9 protein-coding genes are annotated in these 16,036 nt (G+C 70.8%); 3 read left to right on the forward strand and 6 right to left on the reverse strand.

Translation table 11 applies throughout. The features are described from left to right. Positions 1-28 precede the first annotated feature (28 nt). The 3 genes from EJA20_RS04180 to EJA20_RS04190 all read left to right on the forward strand — a co-directional run bounded on the left by EJA20_RS04180 (position 29) and on the right by EJA20_RS04190 (position 3,192). The gene (locus tag EJA20_RS04180; protein WP_420836401.1) at positions 29-367 is read left to right on the forward strand and encodes a DUF485 domain-containing protein; all 339 of its coding nucleotides are present in this window, start codon (positions 29-31) and stop codon (positions 365-367) included. Beyond that, positions 367-1,950 (forward strand): solute symporter family protein, encoded by a 1,584-nt coding sequence (locus EJA20_RS04185; protein ID WP_129336916.1) that lies wholly within the window; start codon positions 367-369, stop codon positions 1,948-1,950. The genes EJA20_RS04180 and EJA20_RS04185 overlap by 1 nt, the downstream gene beginning before the upstream one ends. Before the next feature lie 321 nt (positions 1,951-2,271). Next, a complete protein-coding gene (locus EJA20_RS04190; RefSeq protein ID WP_129336917.1) occupies positions 2,272-3,192 on the forward strand; it encodes a hypothetical protein in 921 nt (306 codons plus the stop codon). A 353-nt stretch (positions 3,193-3,545) separates the two neighbouring features. Here EJA20_RS04190 and tuf read toward each other — a convergent pair whose 3' ends face one another. The 6 genes from tuf to rpoB all read right to left on the reverse strand — a co-directional run bounded on the left by tuf (position 3,546) and on the right by rpoB (position 15,867). After that, complete coding sequence (tuf, locus tag EJA20_RS04195; protein ID WP_129336918.1) at positions 3,546-4,739, reverse strand: elongation factor Tu; 1,194 nt, start codon at positions 4,737-4,739, stop codon at positions 3,546-3,548. A 150-nt stretch (positions 4,740-4,889) separates the two neighbouring features. Then, positions 4,890-6,992 carry an elongation factor G gene (fusA, locus tag EJA20_RS04200; protein ID WP_129336919.1) on the reverse strand — a complete coding sequence of 701 codons (2,103 nt, stop codon included), beginning with the start codon at positions 6,990-6,992 and terminating at the stop codon, positions 4,890-4,892. Positions 6,993-7,168: 176 nt separating this feature from the next. Then, complete coding sequence (gene rpsG, locus EJA20_RS04205) at positions 7,169-7,639, reverse strand: 30S ribosomal protein S7 (protein ID WP_129336920.1); 471 nt, start codon at positions 7,637-7,639, stop codon at positions 7,169-7,171. After that, the gene (gene rpsL, locus EJA20_RS04210; protein ID WP_028050107.1) at positions 7,639-8,010 is read right to left on the reverse strand and encodes a 30S ribosomal protein S12; all 372 of its coding nucleotides are present in this window, start codon (positions 8,008-8,010) and stop codon (positions 7,639-7,641) included. Before rpsL ends, rpsG begins: the two co-directional genes overlap by 1 nt. A gap of 361 nt (positions 8,011-8,371) precedes the next feature. Next, positions 8,372-12,244, reverse strand: coding sequence for a DNA-directed RNA polymerase subunit beta' (locus tag EJA20_RS04215; protein ID WP_129336921.1), 3,873 nt, complete (start codon positions 12,242-12,244; stop codon positions 8,372-8,374). 113 nt (positions 12,245-12,357) lie between these two features. Then, entirely contained in the window at positions 12,358-15,867 is a 3,510-nt protein-coding gene (gene rpoB, locus EJA20_RS04220) for a DNA-directed RNA polymerase subunit beta (RefSeq protein ID WP_129336922.1), read from the reverse strand. Between the last annotated feature and the right edge of the window lie 169 nt (positions 15,868-16,036).

Raw genomic sequence — 16,036 nt, forward strand, 5'->3', positions numbered from 1 at the left:
CCCTCCGGACCGCTCGCCGCTGCCCGGCCTGTCCTCCGGCTCGCCGCACCGCGTGCCGACCGCCGAGGAGTTCGCGGCGGCCCGCGACTCGGCCGAGTTCGTCGAGCTCCGCGCGCGCTTCCGGCGCTTCGCCTTCCCCATGACGGCGGCGTTCCTGGCCTGGTACCTGCTGTACGTGCTGCTGTCCACCTACGCGGTGGACCTCATGTCGACCCCCGTCGTCGGTGCCCTCAACCTCGGGATCCTGCTCGGGCTGGCGCAGTTCGTCTCCACGTTCCTCATCACGTTCCTCTACGTCCGGCACGCGAACCGCCGGCTCGACCCCGCCGCCGAGCGGCTCCGCCACGACCTGGAGGGGGGCGCCTGATGGACGTCGGCAACCCGTTCGTCAACATCGCGATCTTCCTCGCGTTCGTCGTCGTCACCCTCGTCATCGTCGTCCGGGTGGCGCGCGGCCCGCGGCAGGCCGGCGACTTCTACCACGGGGGCCGCTCCTTCAGCGGCCGCCAGAACGGCATCGCCATCGCCGGCGACTACCTGTCCGCCGCGTCCTTCCTCGGCATCGCCGGCGCGGTCGCCGTCTACGGCTACGACGGCCTCCTGTACTCCATCGGGTTCCTCGTCGCCTGGCTCGTGGCGCTGCTCCTCGTCGCCGAGCCCCTGCGCAACACCGGCAAGTACACGATGGCCGACGTCCTGAGCTTCCGGATGCGGCAGCGCCCCGTCCGCACGGCCGCCGCCATCTCGACGATGGCCGTGTCGTTCTTCTACCTGCTGGCGCAGATGGCCGGCGCCGGCGGGCTCGTCGCCCTCCTGCTCGGCGTCGACGACCGGCTGGGGCAGTCGCTGACGATCGCCGTGGTGGGTGCCCTCATGATCGTCTACGTCCTGGTCGGAGGCATGAAGGGCACCACCTGGGTGCAGATCATCAAGGCCGTGCTGCTCATCGTCGGGGCCGGCGCCATGACGGTCTGGGTGCTCGTCCTCAACGGCGGCAACCTCTCGACGCTCCTCGCGCGCGCGGCCACGGACCACCCCGAGGGCGACCGGATCCTCGAGCCCATGCTCCAGTACGGCGCCTCGGGCACGACGAAGCTCGGGTTCATCTCCCTGGCCATCGCGCTCGTGCTCGGCGCGGCCGGCCTGCCGCACGTGCTCATGCGCTTCTACACGGTGCCCACCGCCCGCGAGGCCCGGCGCTCGGTGACCTGGGCCATCGGGCTCATCGGCGCCTTCTACCTCTTCACGCTCATCCTCGGCTTCGGCGCCGCGTACCTCGTCGGGACGGAGGAGATCCTCGCAGCCCCCGGCGGCGCCAACTCCGCCGCGCCGGCCCTGGCGTACGAGCTCGGGGGCGTGCTGCTGCTCGGCGTCATCGCCGCGGTGGCCTTCGCGACGATCCTCGCGGTCGTCGCCGGGCTCACCATCACCGCCGCCGCGTCCTTCGCGCACGACGTCTACAACGGCGTCCTCAAGCGCGGCCAGGCCGACCCGGAGAAGGAGGTGCGCGTCGCCCGGGTGACCGCGGTCGTCGTGGGCCTCGTCTCCATCCTCGGGGGCGTCCTGGCCAACGGCCAGAACGTCGCGTTCCTCGTCTCGCTGGCCTTCGCCATCGCCGCCAGCGCCAACCTGCCCTCGATCCTCTACTCCCTGTACTGGCGCCGGTTCAACACCCGCGGCTCCGTCTGGAGCATCTACGGCGGGCTCGGCTCCGCGCTCGTGCTCATCGTCTTCTCGCCGGTCGTCACCGGTACCGAGACGTCGATGGTCCCGGGCGTCGACCTCGCGTGGTTCCCGCTCTCCAACCCCGCCCTGGTCTCCGTGCCGCTCGGCTTCTTCCTGGGCTGGCTCGGCACGGTGACGAGCCACGAGGACAACGCCCTGAAGTCGGCGGAGATGGAGGTCCGCAGCCTCACGGGCGCCGGCGCGGAGCGCGCGGTCACCCACTGACCACCCCCTGCCCCACCCCGGCCACGGCCCGGGTCGCCCGAGGCGACCCGGGCCGCGCCACGCCCGCCCCGCGCCCCCTCGCCCGTCCCCACCCGCCCCGCACCACCCGCCCGCCCGCCCGTTCCCTCGCCCAGACCGGTGCGGCGCGCGCCGGCGCTGCTCGCGGCGTGCGCGTCCCGCGCGCCCGGAGCATCCCCGGGGGCACGCGGCGCAGGCCCGGGCCGACCGCGCGAGCCGCCCCCAGCCCGGCCGGCCGGCGCTGCCGGCACCCGCGTCGAGGGCCCGGCCGGCCGTCGCGTGGCCGACCTCCACCATCGGGGGATGGACACCACCCTGCTGGCGCGGTCCGGGCTGGTGCCGGCGCAGGTCGGGCCGGACCGACGGCACCGGGACGTGCTCGCCGCCGCTGCTCGCGCCGGGCAGCTCGTGCGCGTCCGACGCGGCTGGTACGTCGGTGCGCGCACCTGGGAGGCCGCGACGGCGTCCGCCCGCGCCGTCTGGTCGGCGCAGGCCGTCTGCGCCGACCTGCCCGGCGCCGTCGTGTCGCACACCAGCGCCGCCCTCGTCTGGCGGCTCCCCGTCCTCGGCGGGAGGGACGACCGGGTCGAGGTCCTGGTGCCCCCCGCGCAGTCCACGCGGGACGCCGCCGGCGTGCGCCGACGCGTCGTCGCCGACGTCGGGGACCCCGTGGCGACGCACGGGCTCCGCCTGACGCGCCCCGGACGGACCGTCGTCGACCTCGCACGGACCCGCGGCGTGGAGAACGGGACCGCCGCCGCCGACGAGGCCCTCCGGCGTGGGCTCACGACGACCGACGAGCTGTGGTCCGAGCTCGAGCGCGCCGGTCGCGGGCGTGGCGCGCGGGCCGCACGCCAGAGCGTGCTCTGGGCCGACGCCGCAGCGGAGTCCGTCGGCGAGAGCCTGAGCCGCGTACGCATCCTCCAGGCCGGGCTGCCGGCACCCGTGCTGCAGCACGAGGTGCGGGACCCGGCCGGGCTGGTGGGCCGGGTGGACTTCTGGTGGCCGCACCTGCGGCTCGTCGGGGAGTTCGACGGGCGCACGAAGTACGGCGCCGACGTGGCGGACCGTCGTGCCCCGCACGACCGCCTGTGGCACGAGAAGCTGCGGGAGGACCGCCTGCGTCGGCTCGGCCTCCAGGTCGTGCGGTGGACCTGGGACGACGCCTGGGACGGCGCCCGTCTCGTCGCCCTCCTCATCGGCGCCGGCCTCGCCCGTCGCTGAGCGCCCGGCGCGTGGCGACGCCCGCGGCCCGCCGGCTCGGCGCCACGGCTGCTGCGGGAGGTACGCGGTCGAGCAGGGCGGGGCGAGCGCACGCCCCTGGACCCCGGTCCACGACACCCACCCGTCTCTCTGCGAGAGCGGTGCCCCGCGCGCGACAGGTGCACGCGGCGGGCGGCGCCCGAGCGCGCAGGACCGCTCTCGACCGGGGACGACATCGAGCGGGGGGCGGGGCCGCGGGAGGGGCGCTGCGGCACGGACGCCCGTGCGCACGGGCGTGGGCGCCGGACGGGCATGGGCCCGGGGGACGCGGGAGGGCCCGGTGGTGCGTGCTCAGGTGCCCCGAGGGGCGCTGGTCACTTGAGGATCTTGATGACCCGGCCCGAGCCGACGGTGCGGCCGCCCTCGCGGATGGCGAAGCCGAGGCCCTCCTCCATGGCGATGGGCTGGATGAGGTTCACCGTGATCTCGGTGTTGTCGCCGGGCATGACCATCTCGGTGCCCTCGGGCAGCGTGATGACGCCGGTGACGTCCGTGGTGCGGAAGTAGAACTGGGGGCGGTAGTTCCCGTAGAACGGGTTGTGACGGCCGCCCTCGTCCTTGGCGAGGATGTAGACCTGGCCCTCGAACTCCGTGTGCGGGGTGATCGAGCCCGGCTTGACGACGACCTGGCCGCGCTCCACCTCCTCGCGCTTCGTGCCACGGAGCAGGAGGCCGACGTTCTCGCCCGCCTCGGCGTAGTCGAGGAGCTTGCGGAACATCTCGACACCGGTGACGGTGGTCTTGATCGCCTTCTCCTTGATGCCGACGATCTCCACCTCCTCGTTCACCTTGAGCTTGCCGCGCTCGACGCGACCGGTGACGACGGTGCCACGACCGGTGATCGTGAAGACGTCCTCGATCGGCATGAGGAAGGGCTTGTCGATGTCGCGCACCGGGTCCGGCACGTTCTCGTCGACGGCGTCCAGCAGGTCCTCGACGGACTTGACCCACGTGGGGTCGCCCTCGAGCGCCTTGAGGCCGGACACGCGCACGACGGGGACGTCGTCGCCGGCGAAGCCCTGCGAGGAGAGGAGCTCGCGCACCTCGACCTCGACGAGCTCGAGGATCTCCTCGTCGTCGACCATGTCGGACTTGTTCAGGGCCACGAGCAGGTAGGGCACGCCGACCTGGCGGGCGAGCAGGACGTGCTCACGCGTCTGGGCCATCGGGCCGTCGGTCGCCGCCACCACGAGGATGGCGCCGTCCATCTGCGCCGCACCCGTGATCATGTTCTTGATGTAGTCGGCGTGGCCGGGGGCGTCGACGTGCGCGTAGTGACGCTTCTCGGTCTGGTACTCGACGTGCGCGATGTTGATCGTGATACCGCGCTGCTTCTCCTCCGGCGCCTTGTCGATCTCGTCGAACGGCGTGAAGGGGTTCAGGTCCGGGAACTTGTCGTGCAGGACCTTCGAGATCGCGGCGGTCAGCGTCGTCTTGCCGTGGTCGACGTGACCGATGGTCCCGATGTTGACGTGCGGCTTCGTCCGCTCGAACTTCGCCTTGCCCACTGGGTGTCCTCCTCAGGACTGGTAGAGATTGCCCGACGTCGGCCACAACGGTAGCCGACGAGCGTGCGCTCCTCCGGGTCGGGTGGTCGTGCTGGATGGGGCCGCACCGGGCGGCGGCCAGAGGCCGCCGCCGGCGCGGACCCGGCGGGACTACTCGCCCCGGGTCTTCTTGATGATCTCCTCGGCGACATTGCGCGGCACCTCGGCGTAGCTGTCGAACTGCATGGAGTAGACCGCGCGGCCCTGCGTCTTCGACCGGAGGTCGCCGACGTAGCCGAACATCTCCGACAGCGGGACCTGGGCGCGGACCACCTTGACGCCGGTGGCGTCCTCCATGGACTGGATCATCCCGCGGCGCGAGTTCAGGTCGCCGATGACGTCGCCCATGTAGTCCTCGGGCGTGCGCACCTCGACGGCCATGACGGGCTCGAGGAGCACCGGGTCGGCCTTGCGGACGGCCTCCTTGAGGATCATGGAGCCCGCGATCTTGAACGCCATCTCCGAGGAGTCGACGTCGTGGTACGCGCCGTCGAGCAGGGTGGCCTTGACGCCCACGAGCGGGAACCCGGCGAGGACGCCGAGCTGCATCGCGGACTGGATGCCCTGGTCGACGGACGGGATGTACTCGCGCGGGATGCGGCCGCCGGTGACCTTGTTCTCGAACTCGTAGAGCTCGCCCTCGGCCGGGTCCAGCGGCGCGAACGACATCTGGACCTTGGCGTACTGGCCCGAGCCGCCCGTCTGCTTCTTGTGGACGTAGTCGATCTTCTCCACCGCGCGGCGGATGGTCTCGCGGTAGGCCACCTGCGGCTTGCCGACGTTGGCCTCGACCTTGAACTCGCGCCGCATGCGGTCGACGAGGATGTCGAGGTGGAGCTCGCCCATGCCGCCGATGACGGTCTGGCCGGTCTCCTCGTCGAGGCGCACCCGGAAGGTCGGGTCCTCCTCGGCGAGCTTCTGGATGGCCGTGGAGAGCTTCTCCTGGTCACCCTTCGTCTTGGGCTCGATCGCCACGTCGATGACGGGCTCCGGGAAGGTCATCGACTCGAGGATCACCTGCGACTGCGGGTCGCACAGGGTGTCGCCCGTCGTCGTGTCCTTGAGGCCGATGAACGCGTAGATGTGGCCCGCCTGGGCCTCCTCCACCGGGTTCTCCTTGTTGGAGTGCATCTGGAAGAGCTTCCCGATGCGCTCCTTCTTGCCCTTGGTCGAGTTGATGACCTGGGCGCCGGAGGGGACCTTGCCCGAGTAGACCCGGACGTAGGTGAGCTTGCCGAAGAACGGGTGCGCCGCGATCTTGAACGCCAGCGCCGAGAACGGCTCCGTCGCGTCGGCGTGACGCATGACGACGAGCTCCTCGTCCTTGACGTCGTGGCCCTCGACCGCGGGGACGTCGAGCGGCGACGGCAGGTAGTCGATGACCGCGTCGAGCATGGGCTGGACGCCCTTGTTCTTGAACGCGGAGCCGCAGAGGACCGGGTAGGCCTCCGAGGAGATCGTCAGCTTGCGGATGCCGGCCTTGATCTCGGCCGTCGTCAGCTCCTCGCCGCCGAGGAACTTCTCGAGCAGCTCGTCGTCCGCCTCCGCGACGGCCTCGACGAGGGCGGCGCGGTACTCCGCGGCGCGCTCGGCCAGGTCCGCCGGGATCTCCTCGATGTCGTACTTCTCGCCGAGCTTCGTCTCGCCGTGCCACACGAGGGCACGCATCTCGACGAGGTCCACGACGCCCGTGAAGCCGCCCTCGGAGCCGATCGGCAGCTGGATGACCAGCGGCTTGGCCTTGAGGCGGTTGACGATCGTGTCGACGGTGAAGTAGAAGTCCGCGCCGAGCTTGTCCATCTTGTTGACGAAGCAGATGCGGGGGACGTCGTACTTGTCCGCCTGCCGCCACACCGTCTCGGACTGGGGCTCGACGCCCTCCTTGCCGTCGAAGACGGCGACGGCGCCGTCGAGGACGCGCAGGGAGCGCTCGACCTCGACCGTGAAGTCGACGTGGCCGGGGGTGTCGATGATGTTGATCTGGTTGTCGTTCCAGAAGCAGGTCGTCGCGGCGGACGTGATGGTGATGCCGCGCTCCTGCTCCTGCTCCATCCAGTCCATCGTGGCGGCGCCGTCGTGGACCTCGCCGATCTTGTAGCTGACCCCGGTGTAGAACAGGATCCGCTCGGTGGTCGTCGTCTTGCCGGCATCGATGTGCGCCATGATGCCGATGTTGCGGACCTTCGTGAGGTCCGTCAGCACGTCCAGTGCCACGTGGTTTGCCCCTTGTCGGTTGGCAGTCGGTCAGCGGGCCTGCCAGGCCGCGACGAGCGGTCCGGTGAGGCGGTCGGGGCGCGCGTCCGGTCGACGACCGGCCGTGGGCCGTCCGCCGCGCCGCGCCGGCGCCGCACCCCGAGGGGGGCGGGCCGGCCGCGGCACGGCGGCGGGGGTCACCAGCGGTAGTGCGCGAACGCCCGGTTGGACTCGGCCATCTTGTGCATGTCCTCGCGGCGCTTGACCGCGGCACCGAGGCCGTTCGACGCGTCGAGGATCTCGTTCATCAGACGCTCGGTCATCGTCTTCTCGCGGCGGGCGCGGGAGAAGTCCGTCAGCCAGCGCAGCGCCAGCGTCGTCGCGCGCACGGGGCGCACCTCGACGGGGACCTGGTAGGTCGCGCCGCCGACGCGGCGGGAGCGGACCTCGAGCGCGGGGCGCACGTTGTCGAGCGCGCGCTTGAGGACGACGACCGGGTCGGACTGCGTCTTCTCACGGACGCCCTCGAGGGCGCCGTAGACGATGGACTCCGCGACGGTCTTCTTGCCGTCGAGGAGGACCTTGTTGATGAGCTGCGTGACGACCGGGGACCCGTAGACGGGGTCGACGATCAGCGGCCGCTTCGGGGCCGGACCCTTGCGAGGCATCAGCCCACCTTCTTCGCGCCGTAGCGGCTGCGCGCCTGCTTGCGGTTCTTGACGCCCTGGGTGTCGAGGGCGCCGCGGACGATCTTGTAGCGCACGCCGGGGAGGTCCTTCACACGGCCGCCGCGCACGAGCACGATGGAGTGCTCCTGCAGGTTGTGGCCGACGCCCGGGATGTACGCGGTGACCTCGACCTGGCTCGACAGACGGACGCGGGCCACCTTGCGGAGGGCCGAGTTCGGCTTCTTGGGGGTCGTGGTGTAGACGCGGGTGCAGACACCGCGTCGCTGGGGGGAGCCCTTCAGGGCAGGCGTCTTCGACTTGTTCGACTTCGCCTGCCGGCCCTTGCGGACCAGCTGCTGGATCGTGGGCACTACGTCTCCGTCTGTCGGATCTTCTCTGGTCGACCGGACCCGTCACCCTGGACGGCCGGCACGGTCCCGGCTCGCCGCTCGTCACGGCTGCTCCGGCAGGTCTTGCGTCCCGCAGCGACCCCCGCGCCCGGGCGTGTCGCCCCGGTCCGTCCCGCGCGCTCGACCCCGCGGTGCGAGGAGGGTGGCGTGGTGGCGTCCCGGTGCCCGTGGCATCGGCCGACGAGCACAGCACAGAGGCCCGACGACGCGGGCACGAGGTCCAACGGTACCCGGCACCGCTCAGGCGGTCAAAAGGCGGCGTGGGCCGCCCGTCCGGGCACCCCTGTCCAACGGGCCCCCGGTACCGGCGGGCTCGCGACGGTCAGCGGTAGTCGCTGCCGAAGTCGATGTCCTCGAGCGGGATCGCGTCGCCGGAGCCGAAGCCCAGCGCCGGGAAGTCGATCTCGTCGTAGCCGAAGGCCGGGTACAGCTCGGCCTTGGCGGACTCCGTCGGCTCCACGCGGATCTCGTTGTACCGCGCCAGGCCCGTCCCCGCGGGGATGAGCTTGCCGAGGATGACGTTCTCCTTGAGGCCGAGCAGCGGGTCGGAGCGGCCCGACATCGCGGCCTCGGTGAGGACGCGCGTCGTCTCCTGGAAGGAGGCCGCCGACAGCCACGACTCCGTCGCGAGCGAGGCCTTCGTGATGCCCATGAGCTCCGGGCGGCCGGAGGCCGGCTGGCCCCCCTCGGACACGGCCCTGCGGTTCGCGTCCTCGAACCGGCCCCGCTCGGCGAGCTCGCCGGGCAGCAGGTCGGTGTCGCCGGAGTCGAGCACCGTCACGCGGCGCAGCATCTGCCGCACGATGACCTCGATGTGCTTGTCGTGGATGTCCACGCCCTGGGAGCGGTAGACCTCCTGCACCTCGTCGACCAGGTGCTTCTGCGTGGCCCGCGGGCCGAGGATGCGCAGCACCTTCTTCGGGTCGACGGCGCCCGCGACGAGCTGGGTGCCGACCTGGACGTGGTCGCCGTCCGAGACCACGAGGCGCGAGCGCTTCGTGATCGGGTAGGCGATCTCCTCCGAGCCGTCGTCGGGGGTGAGGACGATCCGGCGGGACCGGTCCCCCTCCTCGATCGTCACGCGGCCGGAGAACTCCGCGATGGGCGCCTCACCCTTGGGGGTGCGGGCCTCGAAGAGCTCCTGGACGCGCGGCAGACCCTGCGTGATGTCCTCCGCGCTCGCCACACCACCGGTGTGGAACGTGCGCATCGTCAGCTGGGTGCCGGGCTCGCCGATGGACTGGGCCGCGATGATGCCGACGGCCTCGCCGATGTCGACGAGCTTGCCCGTGGCCAGGGAGCGGCCGTAGCACTTCGCGCAGGTGCCGACGCGCGAGGTGCAGGTGAGCACGGAGCGGACCTTGAGGGTCGTGACGCCGGCCTCGAGCAGGCGCTGGAGCAGGACGTCGCCGACGTCCTCCCCCGCGTGCCCGACGACCTCGCCGTCGACCTCCACGTCCGTCGCGAGGCTCCGCGAGAAGACGCTGGTCTCCACCTTGTCGTGCAGGCGCAGCGCGCCGTCGCGGCCCTCGACCGCGATCGGCATCGTGAGCCCGCGCTCCGTCCCGCAGTCGTCCTCGCGGACGATGACGTCCTGGGAGACGTCGACGAGACGACGCGTGAGGTAGCCCGAGTCGGCGGTCCGCAGGGCGGTGTCCGCCAGACCCTTGCGGGCACCGTGCGTGGCGATGAAGTACTCGAGGACCGACAGGCCCTCGCGGTAGTTGGACTTGATCGGCCGCGGGATGATCTCGCCCTTGGGGTTGGCGACGAGGCCGCGCATGCCGGCGATCTGGCGGACCTGCATCCAGTTGCCGCGGGCACCCGAGCCGACCATCCGGTACACCGTGTTGCGCGCCGGGAAGTTCTCCAGCATCGCCTTGGCGACCTTCTCCGTGGCCTGGTTCCAGATCTCGATGAGCTCCTGGCGGCGCTCGTCGTCGGTGATCAGGCCCTTCTCGTACTGGCTCTGGACCTTGGCGGCCCGCGCCTCGTGCTCCTCGAGGATCGCCTGCTTCTCGGCCGGGGCCGCGACGTCGGAGATCGCGATGGTGACGCCCGAGCGGGTGGCCCAGCGGAAGCCGGCCTCCTTGAAGGCGTCCAGCGACGCGGCGACGTCCACCTTGGGGTAGCGCTCCGCCAGGTCGTTGATGATCGCCGAGAGGCGCTTCTTGTCGACGACGCCGTTCTCGTACGGGTAGTCCACGGGCAGCAGCTCGTTGAACAGGGCCCGGCCGAGGGTCGTCTCGTACAGGAGCGGCTCGCCCGGGGTCCAGCCCTCGGGCGCGTCGCCCTCGGCGAGGACGAGGTCGTCGAAGCGGATCCGCACGACCGCGTTGAGGTCCAGGCTGCCCTGGTCGAAGGCCATGATCGCCTCGGCCACGGAGCTGAACGCGCGGCCGGCGCCCACCGGGTCGTCCTTGTCGGACGTGAGGTGGAACAGGCCGATGATCATGTCCTGGGAGGGCATGGTCACGGGGCGGCCGTCGGACGGCTTGAGGATGTTGTTGCTCGAGAGCATGAGGATGCGGGCCTCGGCCTGCGCCTCCGCGCTCAGGGGCAGGTGGACGGCCATCTGGTCGCCGTCGAAGTCGGCGTTGAACGCGCCGCAGACGAGCGGGTGCAGGTGGATCGCCTTGCCCTCGACGAGCTGCGGCTCGAAGGCCTGGATGCCGAGGCGGTGCAGCGTCGGCGCCCGGTTCAGCAGGACCGGGTGCTCCGTGATGACCTCCTCGAGCACGTCCCAGACGACGGGGCGCGCGCGCTCGACCATGCGCTTGGCCGACTTGATGTTCTGCGCGTGGTTGAGGTCGACGAGCCGCTTCATGACGAAGGGCTTGAAGAGCTCGAGCGCCATCTGCTTGGGCAGGCCGCACTGGTGCAGCTTGAGCTGCGGGCCGACGACGATGACCGAACGGCCGGAGTAGTCGACGCGCTTGCCGAGCAGGTTCTGGCGGAACCGGCCCTGCTTGCCCTTGAGCATGTCGGAGATGGACTTCAGCGGACGGTTGCCCGGGCCCGTGACGGGCCGGCCGCGGCGGCCGTTGTCGAACAGCGAGTCGACGGCCTCCTGGAGCATCCGCTTCTCGTTGTTGACGATGATCTCCGGCGCGCCGAGGTCCAGGAGCCGCTTGAGGCGGTTGTTCCGGTTGATGACGCGGCGGTAGAGGTCGTTGAGGTCCGACGTGGCGAAGCGGCCGCCGTCGAGCTGGACCATGGGGCGCAGGTCCGGCGGGATGACCGGGACCGCGTCGAGGACCATGCCCGTGGGCGAGTTGCTCGTCGTGAGGAACGCGTTGACGACCTTGAGGCGCTTGAGCGCACGGGTCTTCCGCTGGCCCTTGCCCGAGCGGATGATCTCGCGCAGGTTGTCGGCCTCGGCCTCCAGGTCGAACGCCTCGAGGCGCTTCTGGATGGCGGCGGCGCCCATGCTGCCCTCGAAGTAGATGCCGAACCGGTCGACGAGCTGCCGGTAGAGCATCTCGTCGCCCTCGAGGTCCGCGACCTTGAGGTTCTTGAACCGGTCCCACACCTGGTCGATGCGCTCGATCTCGTTGTCCGCACGCTTGCGCAGCTGCGCCATCTCGCGCTCGGCGGAGTCGCGCACCTTGCGACGGACGTCCGACTTCGCACCCTCGGCCTCGAGCTCGGCCAGGTCGGCCTCGAGCTTCGCGGCGCGGGCGTTGATGTCGTTGTCGCGACGGTCGGCGATCTCCTTCTTCTCCAGGTCGATGCCGTTCTGGAGGTTCGGGAGGTCGGCCTGGCGGCCGTCCTCGTCGACCGACGTGATCATGTACGCGGCGAAGTAGATGACCTTCTCGAGGTCCTTCGGCGCGAGGTCGAGCAGGTAGCCCAGGCGCGAGGGCACGCCCTTGAAGAACCAGATGTGCGTGACGGGCGCGGCGAGCTCGATGTGGCCCATGCGCTCACGGCGCACCTTCGAGCGCGTCACCTCGACGCCGCAGCGCTCGCAGATGATGCCCTTGAAGCGCACGCGCTTGTACTTGCCGCAGTAGCACTCCCAGTCCCGGGTGGGGCCGAAGATCTTCTCGCAGAAGAGCCCGTCCTTCTCCGGCTTCAGGGTGCGGTAGTTGATGGTCTCGGGCTTCTTGACCTCGCCCTTGGACCAGGAGCGGATGTCGTCGGCCGTGGCCAGCCCGATGCGGAGCTGGTCGAAGACGTTGACGTCGAGCAAGGGGGTCCTACTTCCTTCGGGTGCCGACGGGCCGGGCACGGTCCGTCGAGCGGGGGGAAAAGAATGAGGAAGGTGCGGGCCGCCCGGCCCCGGTGGGGCCGGGCGGCTCGACGTCAGATCTCTTCGACGCTGCTGGCGTTCGGCCGGCGCGACAGGTCGATGCCGAGCTCCTCCGCCGCGCGGTAGACCTCGTCGTCGTTCTCCTTCATGTCGATCGTGACGCCGTCCGCGGACAGCACCTCGACGTTCAGGCAGAGCGACTGCATCTCCTTGAGGAGGACCTTGAAGGACTCCGGGATCCCCGAGTCGGGGATGTTCTCGCCCTTGACGATCGCCTCGTAGACCTTGACGCGGCCGGGCACGTCGTCGGACTTGATGGTCAGGAGCTCCTGCAGCGTGTAGGCGGCGCCGTACGCCTCGAGGGCCCAGACCTCCATCTCGCCGAACCGCTGGCCGCCGAACTGCGCCTTACCACCCAGCGGCTGCTGCGTGATCATCGAGTACGGGCCGGTCGAGCGGGCGTGGATCTTGTCGTCGACGAGGTGGTGGAGCTTGAGGATGTACATGTAGCCCACGGCCACCGGGTCCGGGAACGGCTCGCCGGAGCGGCCGTCGAACAGCCGCGCCTTGCCGTCGCCCTGGACCATCCGCTCGCCGTCCCGGTTGGGGCGCGTGCTGGACAGCAGGCCCGTGAGGACGCCCTCGGGCACGCCGTCGAAGACGGGGGTGCCGACCGGGGTGCCGGGCTCGGAGCGCTCGGCGATCTGCGGCACCTGGTCGCGCCACGTCAGGTCGTCGCCCTCGGCCAGCTCGATGTCCCAGCCCTGCTTCGCGACCCACCCGAGGTGGACCTCGAGGACCTGGCCGACGTTCATGCGGCCGGGCACGCCCATGGGGTTGAGGACGACGTCGACCGGCGTCCCGTCCTCGAGGAACGGCATGTCCTCGACGGGCAGGATCTTGGAGATGACGCCCTTGTTGCCGTGGCGGCCGGCGAGCTTGTCGCCGTCCGTGATCTTGCGGCGCTGGGCGATGTACACCCGGACCAGCTCGTTCACGCCGGCGGGCAGCTCGTCGCCGTCCTCGCGGCTGAACGTGCGCACCTCGATGACCGTGCCGGACTCGCCGTGGGGCACCTTGAGCGAGGTGTCGCGCACCTCGCGCGCCTTCTCGCCGAAGATCGCGCGGAGCAGGCGCTCCTCCGGGGTCAGCTCCGTCTCGCCCTTGGGCGTGACCTTGCCGACGAGCACGTCGCCCGCCGCGACCTCGGCGCCGATGCGGATGATCCCCCGCTCGTCGAGGTCCGCGAGGACCTCCTCGGAGACGTTCGGGATGTCCCGCGTGATCTCCTCGGGGCCGAGCTTCGTGTCGCGCGCGTCGACCTCGTGCTCCTCGATGTGGATCGACGAGAGGACGTCGTCCTGCACGAGGCGCTGGCTGAGGATGATCGCGTCCTCGTAGTTGTGGCCCTCCCACGACATGAACGCGACGAGGAGGTTGCGGCCGAGCGCGAGCTCGCCCTCGTCCGTCGCCGGGCCGTCGGCCAGCACGGAGCCGACCTCGACGCGGGCGCCGTTCTCGACGAGGACGCGCTGGTTGTAGCTCGTGCCCTGGTTCGAGCGGCGGAACTTCGCCACGCGGTACGTGGACGTCGTCGCGTCGTCGTTGGCGACGGTGATGAGGTCCGCGGAGACCTCCGTCACCACGCCGGGCTTCGTCGCGACGATGACGTCGCCGGCGTCGACGGCCGCACGGCGCTCCATGCCGGTGCCGACGAGCGGCGCCTCGGAGCGGACCAGCGGCACGGCCTGGCGCTGCATGTTCGCGCCCATGAGGGCGCGGTTCGCGTCGTCGTGCTCGAGGAACGGGATGAGGGCGGTCGCGACCGACACCATCTGGCGCGGCGAGACGTCCATGTAGTCCACGGTCGCGCCCGGCACGAGGTCGGGCTCGCCGCCCTTCATGCGGACGAGGACGCGGTCCTCCTGGAACGTGCCGTCCGCGTTGAGCAGGACGTTGGCCTGGGCGATGACGTGGCGGTCCTCGTCGTCGGCCGTGAGGTAGTGGACCTCGTCGGTGACGATGCCGTCGACGACCCGGCGGTACGGCGTCTCGACGAACCCGAAGGGGTTGATGCGCCCGTAGGTGGCCAGCGACCCGATGAGGCCGATGTTCGGGCCCTCGGGGGTCTCGATGGGGCACATGCGGCCGTAGTGCGACGGGTGGACGTCGCGGACCTCCATGCCGGCGCGGTCGCGCGACAGACCACCCGGGCCGAGGGCCGACAGACGCCGCTTGTGCGTCAGGCCCGCGAGCGGGTTGTTCTGGTCCATGAACTGCGACAGCTGGCTCGTCCCGAAGAACTCCTTGATGGAGGCCACGACGGGACGGATGTTGATGAGCGTCTGCGGCGTGATCGCCTCGACGTCCTGGGTCGTCATGCGCTCGCGCACGACGCGCTCCATCCGCGACAGGCCCGTGCGGACCTGGTTCTGGATGAGCTCGCCCACGGCGCGGATGCGGCGGTTGCCGAAGTGGTCGATGTCGTCGGTCTCGACGCGCACCTCGACGGCCTCGCCGGCGCGCTGCCCGGGCAGGGCGTCGACCTCGGTGTGCAGGGCGGCGAGGTACTTGATCGTCGCGACGACGTCGGCCACGGACAGGACGGAGTCCGCGAGCGGCACGTCGATGCCGAGCTTCTTGTTCACCTTGTAGCGGCCGACCTTCGCGAGGTCGTAGCGCTTGGGGTTGAAGTAGAAGTTCTCGAGCAGCGCGCGGCCGGCCTCGACCGTGGGCGGGTCGCCCGGACGGATCTTGCGGTAGAGGTCGAGCAGGGCCTCGTCCTGCGTGAGGACGTGGTCCTTGTCGAGGGTGTCGAGCACGGCCGGGAAGTCCGCGAACTCCGCGCGGATCTCCTCCACCGACATGCCGAGCGCCTTGAGCAGGACCGTGGCGTTCTGCTTGCGCTTGCGGTCGACGCGCACGCCCACGTTGTCGCGCTTGTCGATCTCGAACTCGAGCCAGGCGCCGCGGCTGGGGATGACCTTGGCCGAGAGGATGTCCTTGTCGGACGTCTTGTCGGCGGTGCGCTCGAAGTACACGCCCGGGGAGCGGACGAGCTGGGAGACGACGACGCGCTCCGTGCCGTTGATGATGAAGGTGCCGCGCTCCGTCATGAGCGGGAAGTCGCCCATGAACACGGTCTGGCTCTTGATCTCGCCCGTCGTGTAGTTGACGAACTCGGCGGTGACGAAGAGGGGCGCGGCGAAGGTGAAGTCCTTCTCCTTGCACTCGTCGGCCGTGTACTTCGCCGGCTCGAAGCGGTGCTCGCGGAAGGACAGCGACATGGTCTGCCCGTAGTCCTCGATCGGCGAGATCTCCTCGAAGATCTCCTCCAGACCGGCGGTCTCGGGGACGTCCTGGCGGCCGGTCTCGAGGGCGGCGGCCACGCGGGCCTGCCAGCGCTCGTTGCCGAGCAGCCAGTCGAAGCTCTCGGTCTGCAGACCGAGGAGGTCGGGGACCTCGAGGGGCTCGTAGATCTTGGCGAACGAGATGCGGCGCGAGGCGGTGCGGTTCGCGATCGCATCGGCGGTGGGTGCAGCAGGGGTGCGCGAGGCAGCCAAGAGGGGTCCTTCCCAGCGGATCGTGTGCCACGGCGCCGGACCCGGCTTGACGCGACCCCCCGGCCGTGCGGGCCCCCGGACGCTCGCGCACGTGCGGCGTCAGGGGCTCGGGTTATACGGGGTCGCGGACACAGGCCAGCGCAAAGCGACAGCGTACGCGCGAAGCACC

Origin of the sequence: Cellulomonas endophytica (genome assembly GCF_004123805.1) — a bacterium.
GTDB classification, from domain to species: domain Bacteria; phylum Actinomycetota; class Actinomycetes; order Actinomycetales; family Cellulomonadaceae; genus Cellulomonas; species Cellulomonas endophytica.

What these genes read in the sequence shown, in the direction of transcription:
- EJA20_RS04190 (WP_129336917.1), top strand. Translation starts at nt 2,272, where the DNA reads ATGGACACCACCCTGCTGGCGCGGTCCGGGCTGGTGCCGGCGCAGGTC.
- EJA20_RS04185 (WP_129336916.1), top strand. Translation starts at nt 367, where the DNA reads ATGGACGTCGGCAACCCGTTCGTCAACATCGCGATCTTCCTCGCGTTC.
- rpsG (WP_129336920.1), bottom strand. Translation starts at nt 7,639, where the DNA reads ATGCCTCGCAAGGGTCCGGCCCCGAAGCGGCCGCTGATCGTCGACCCC.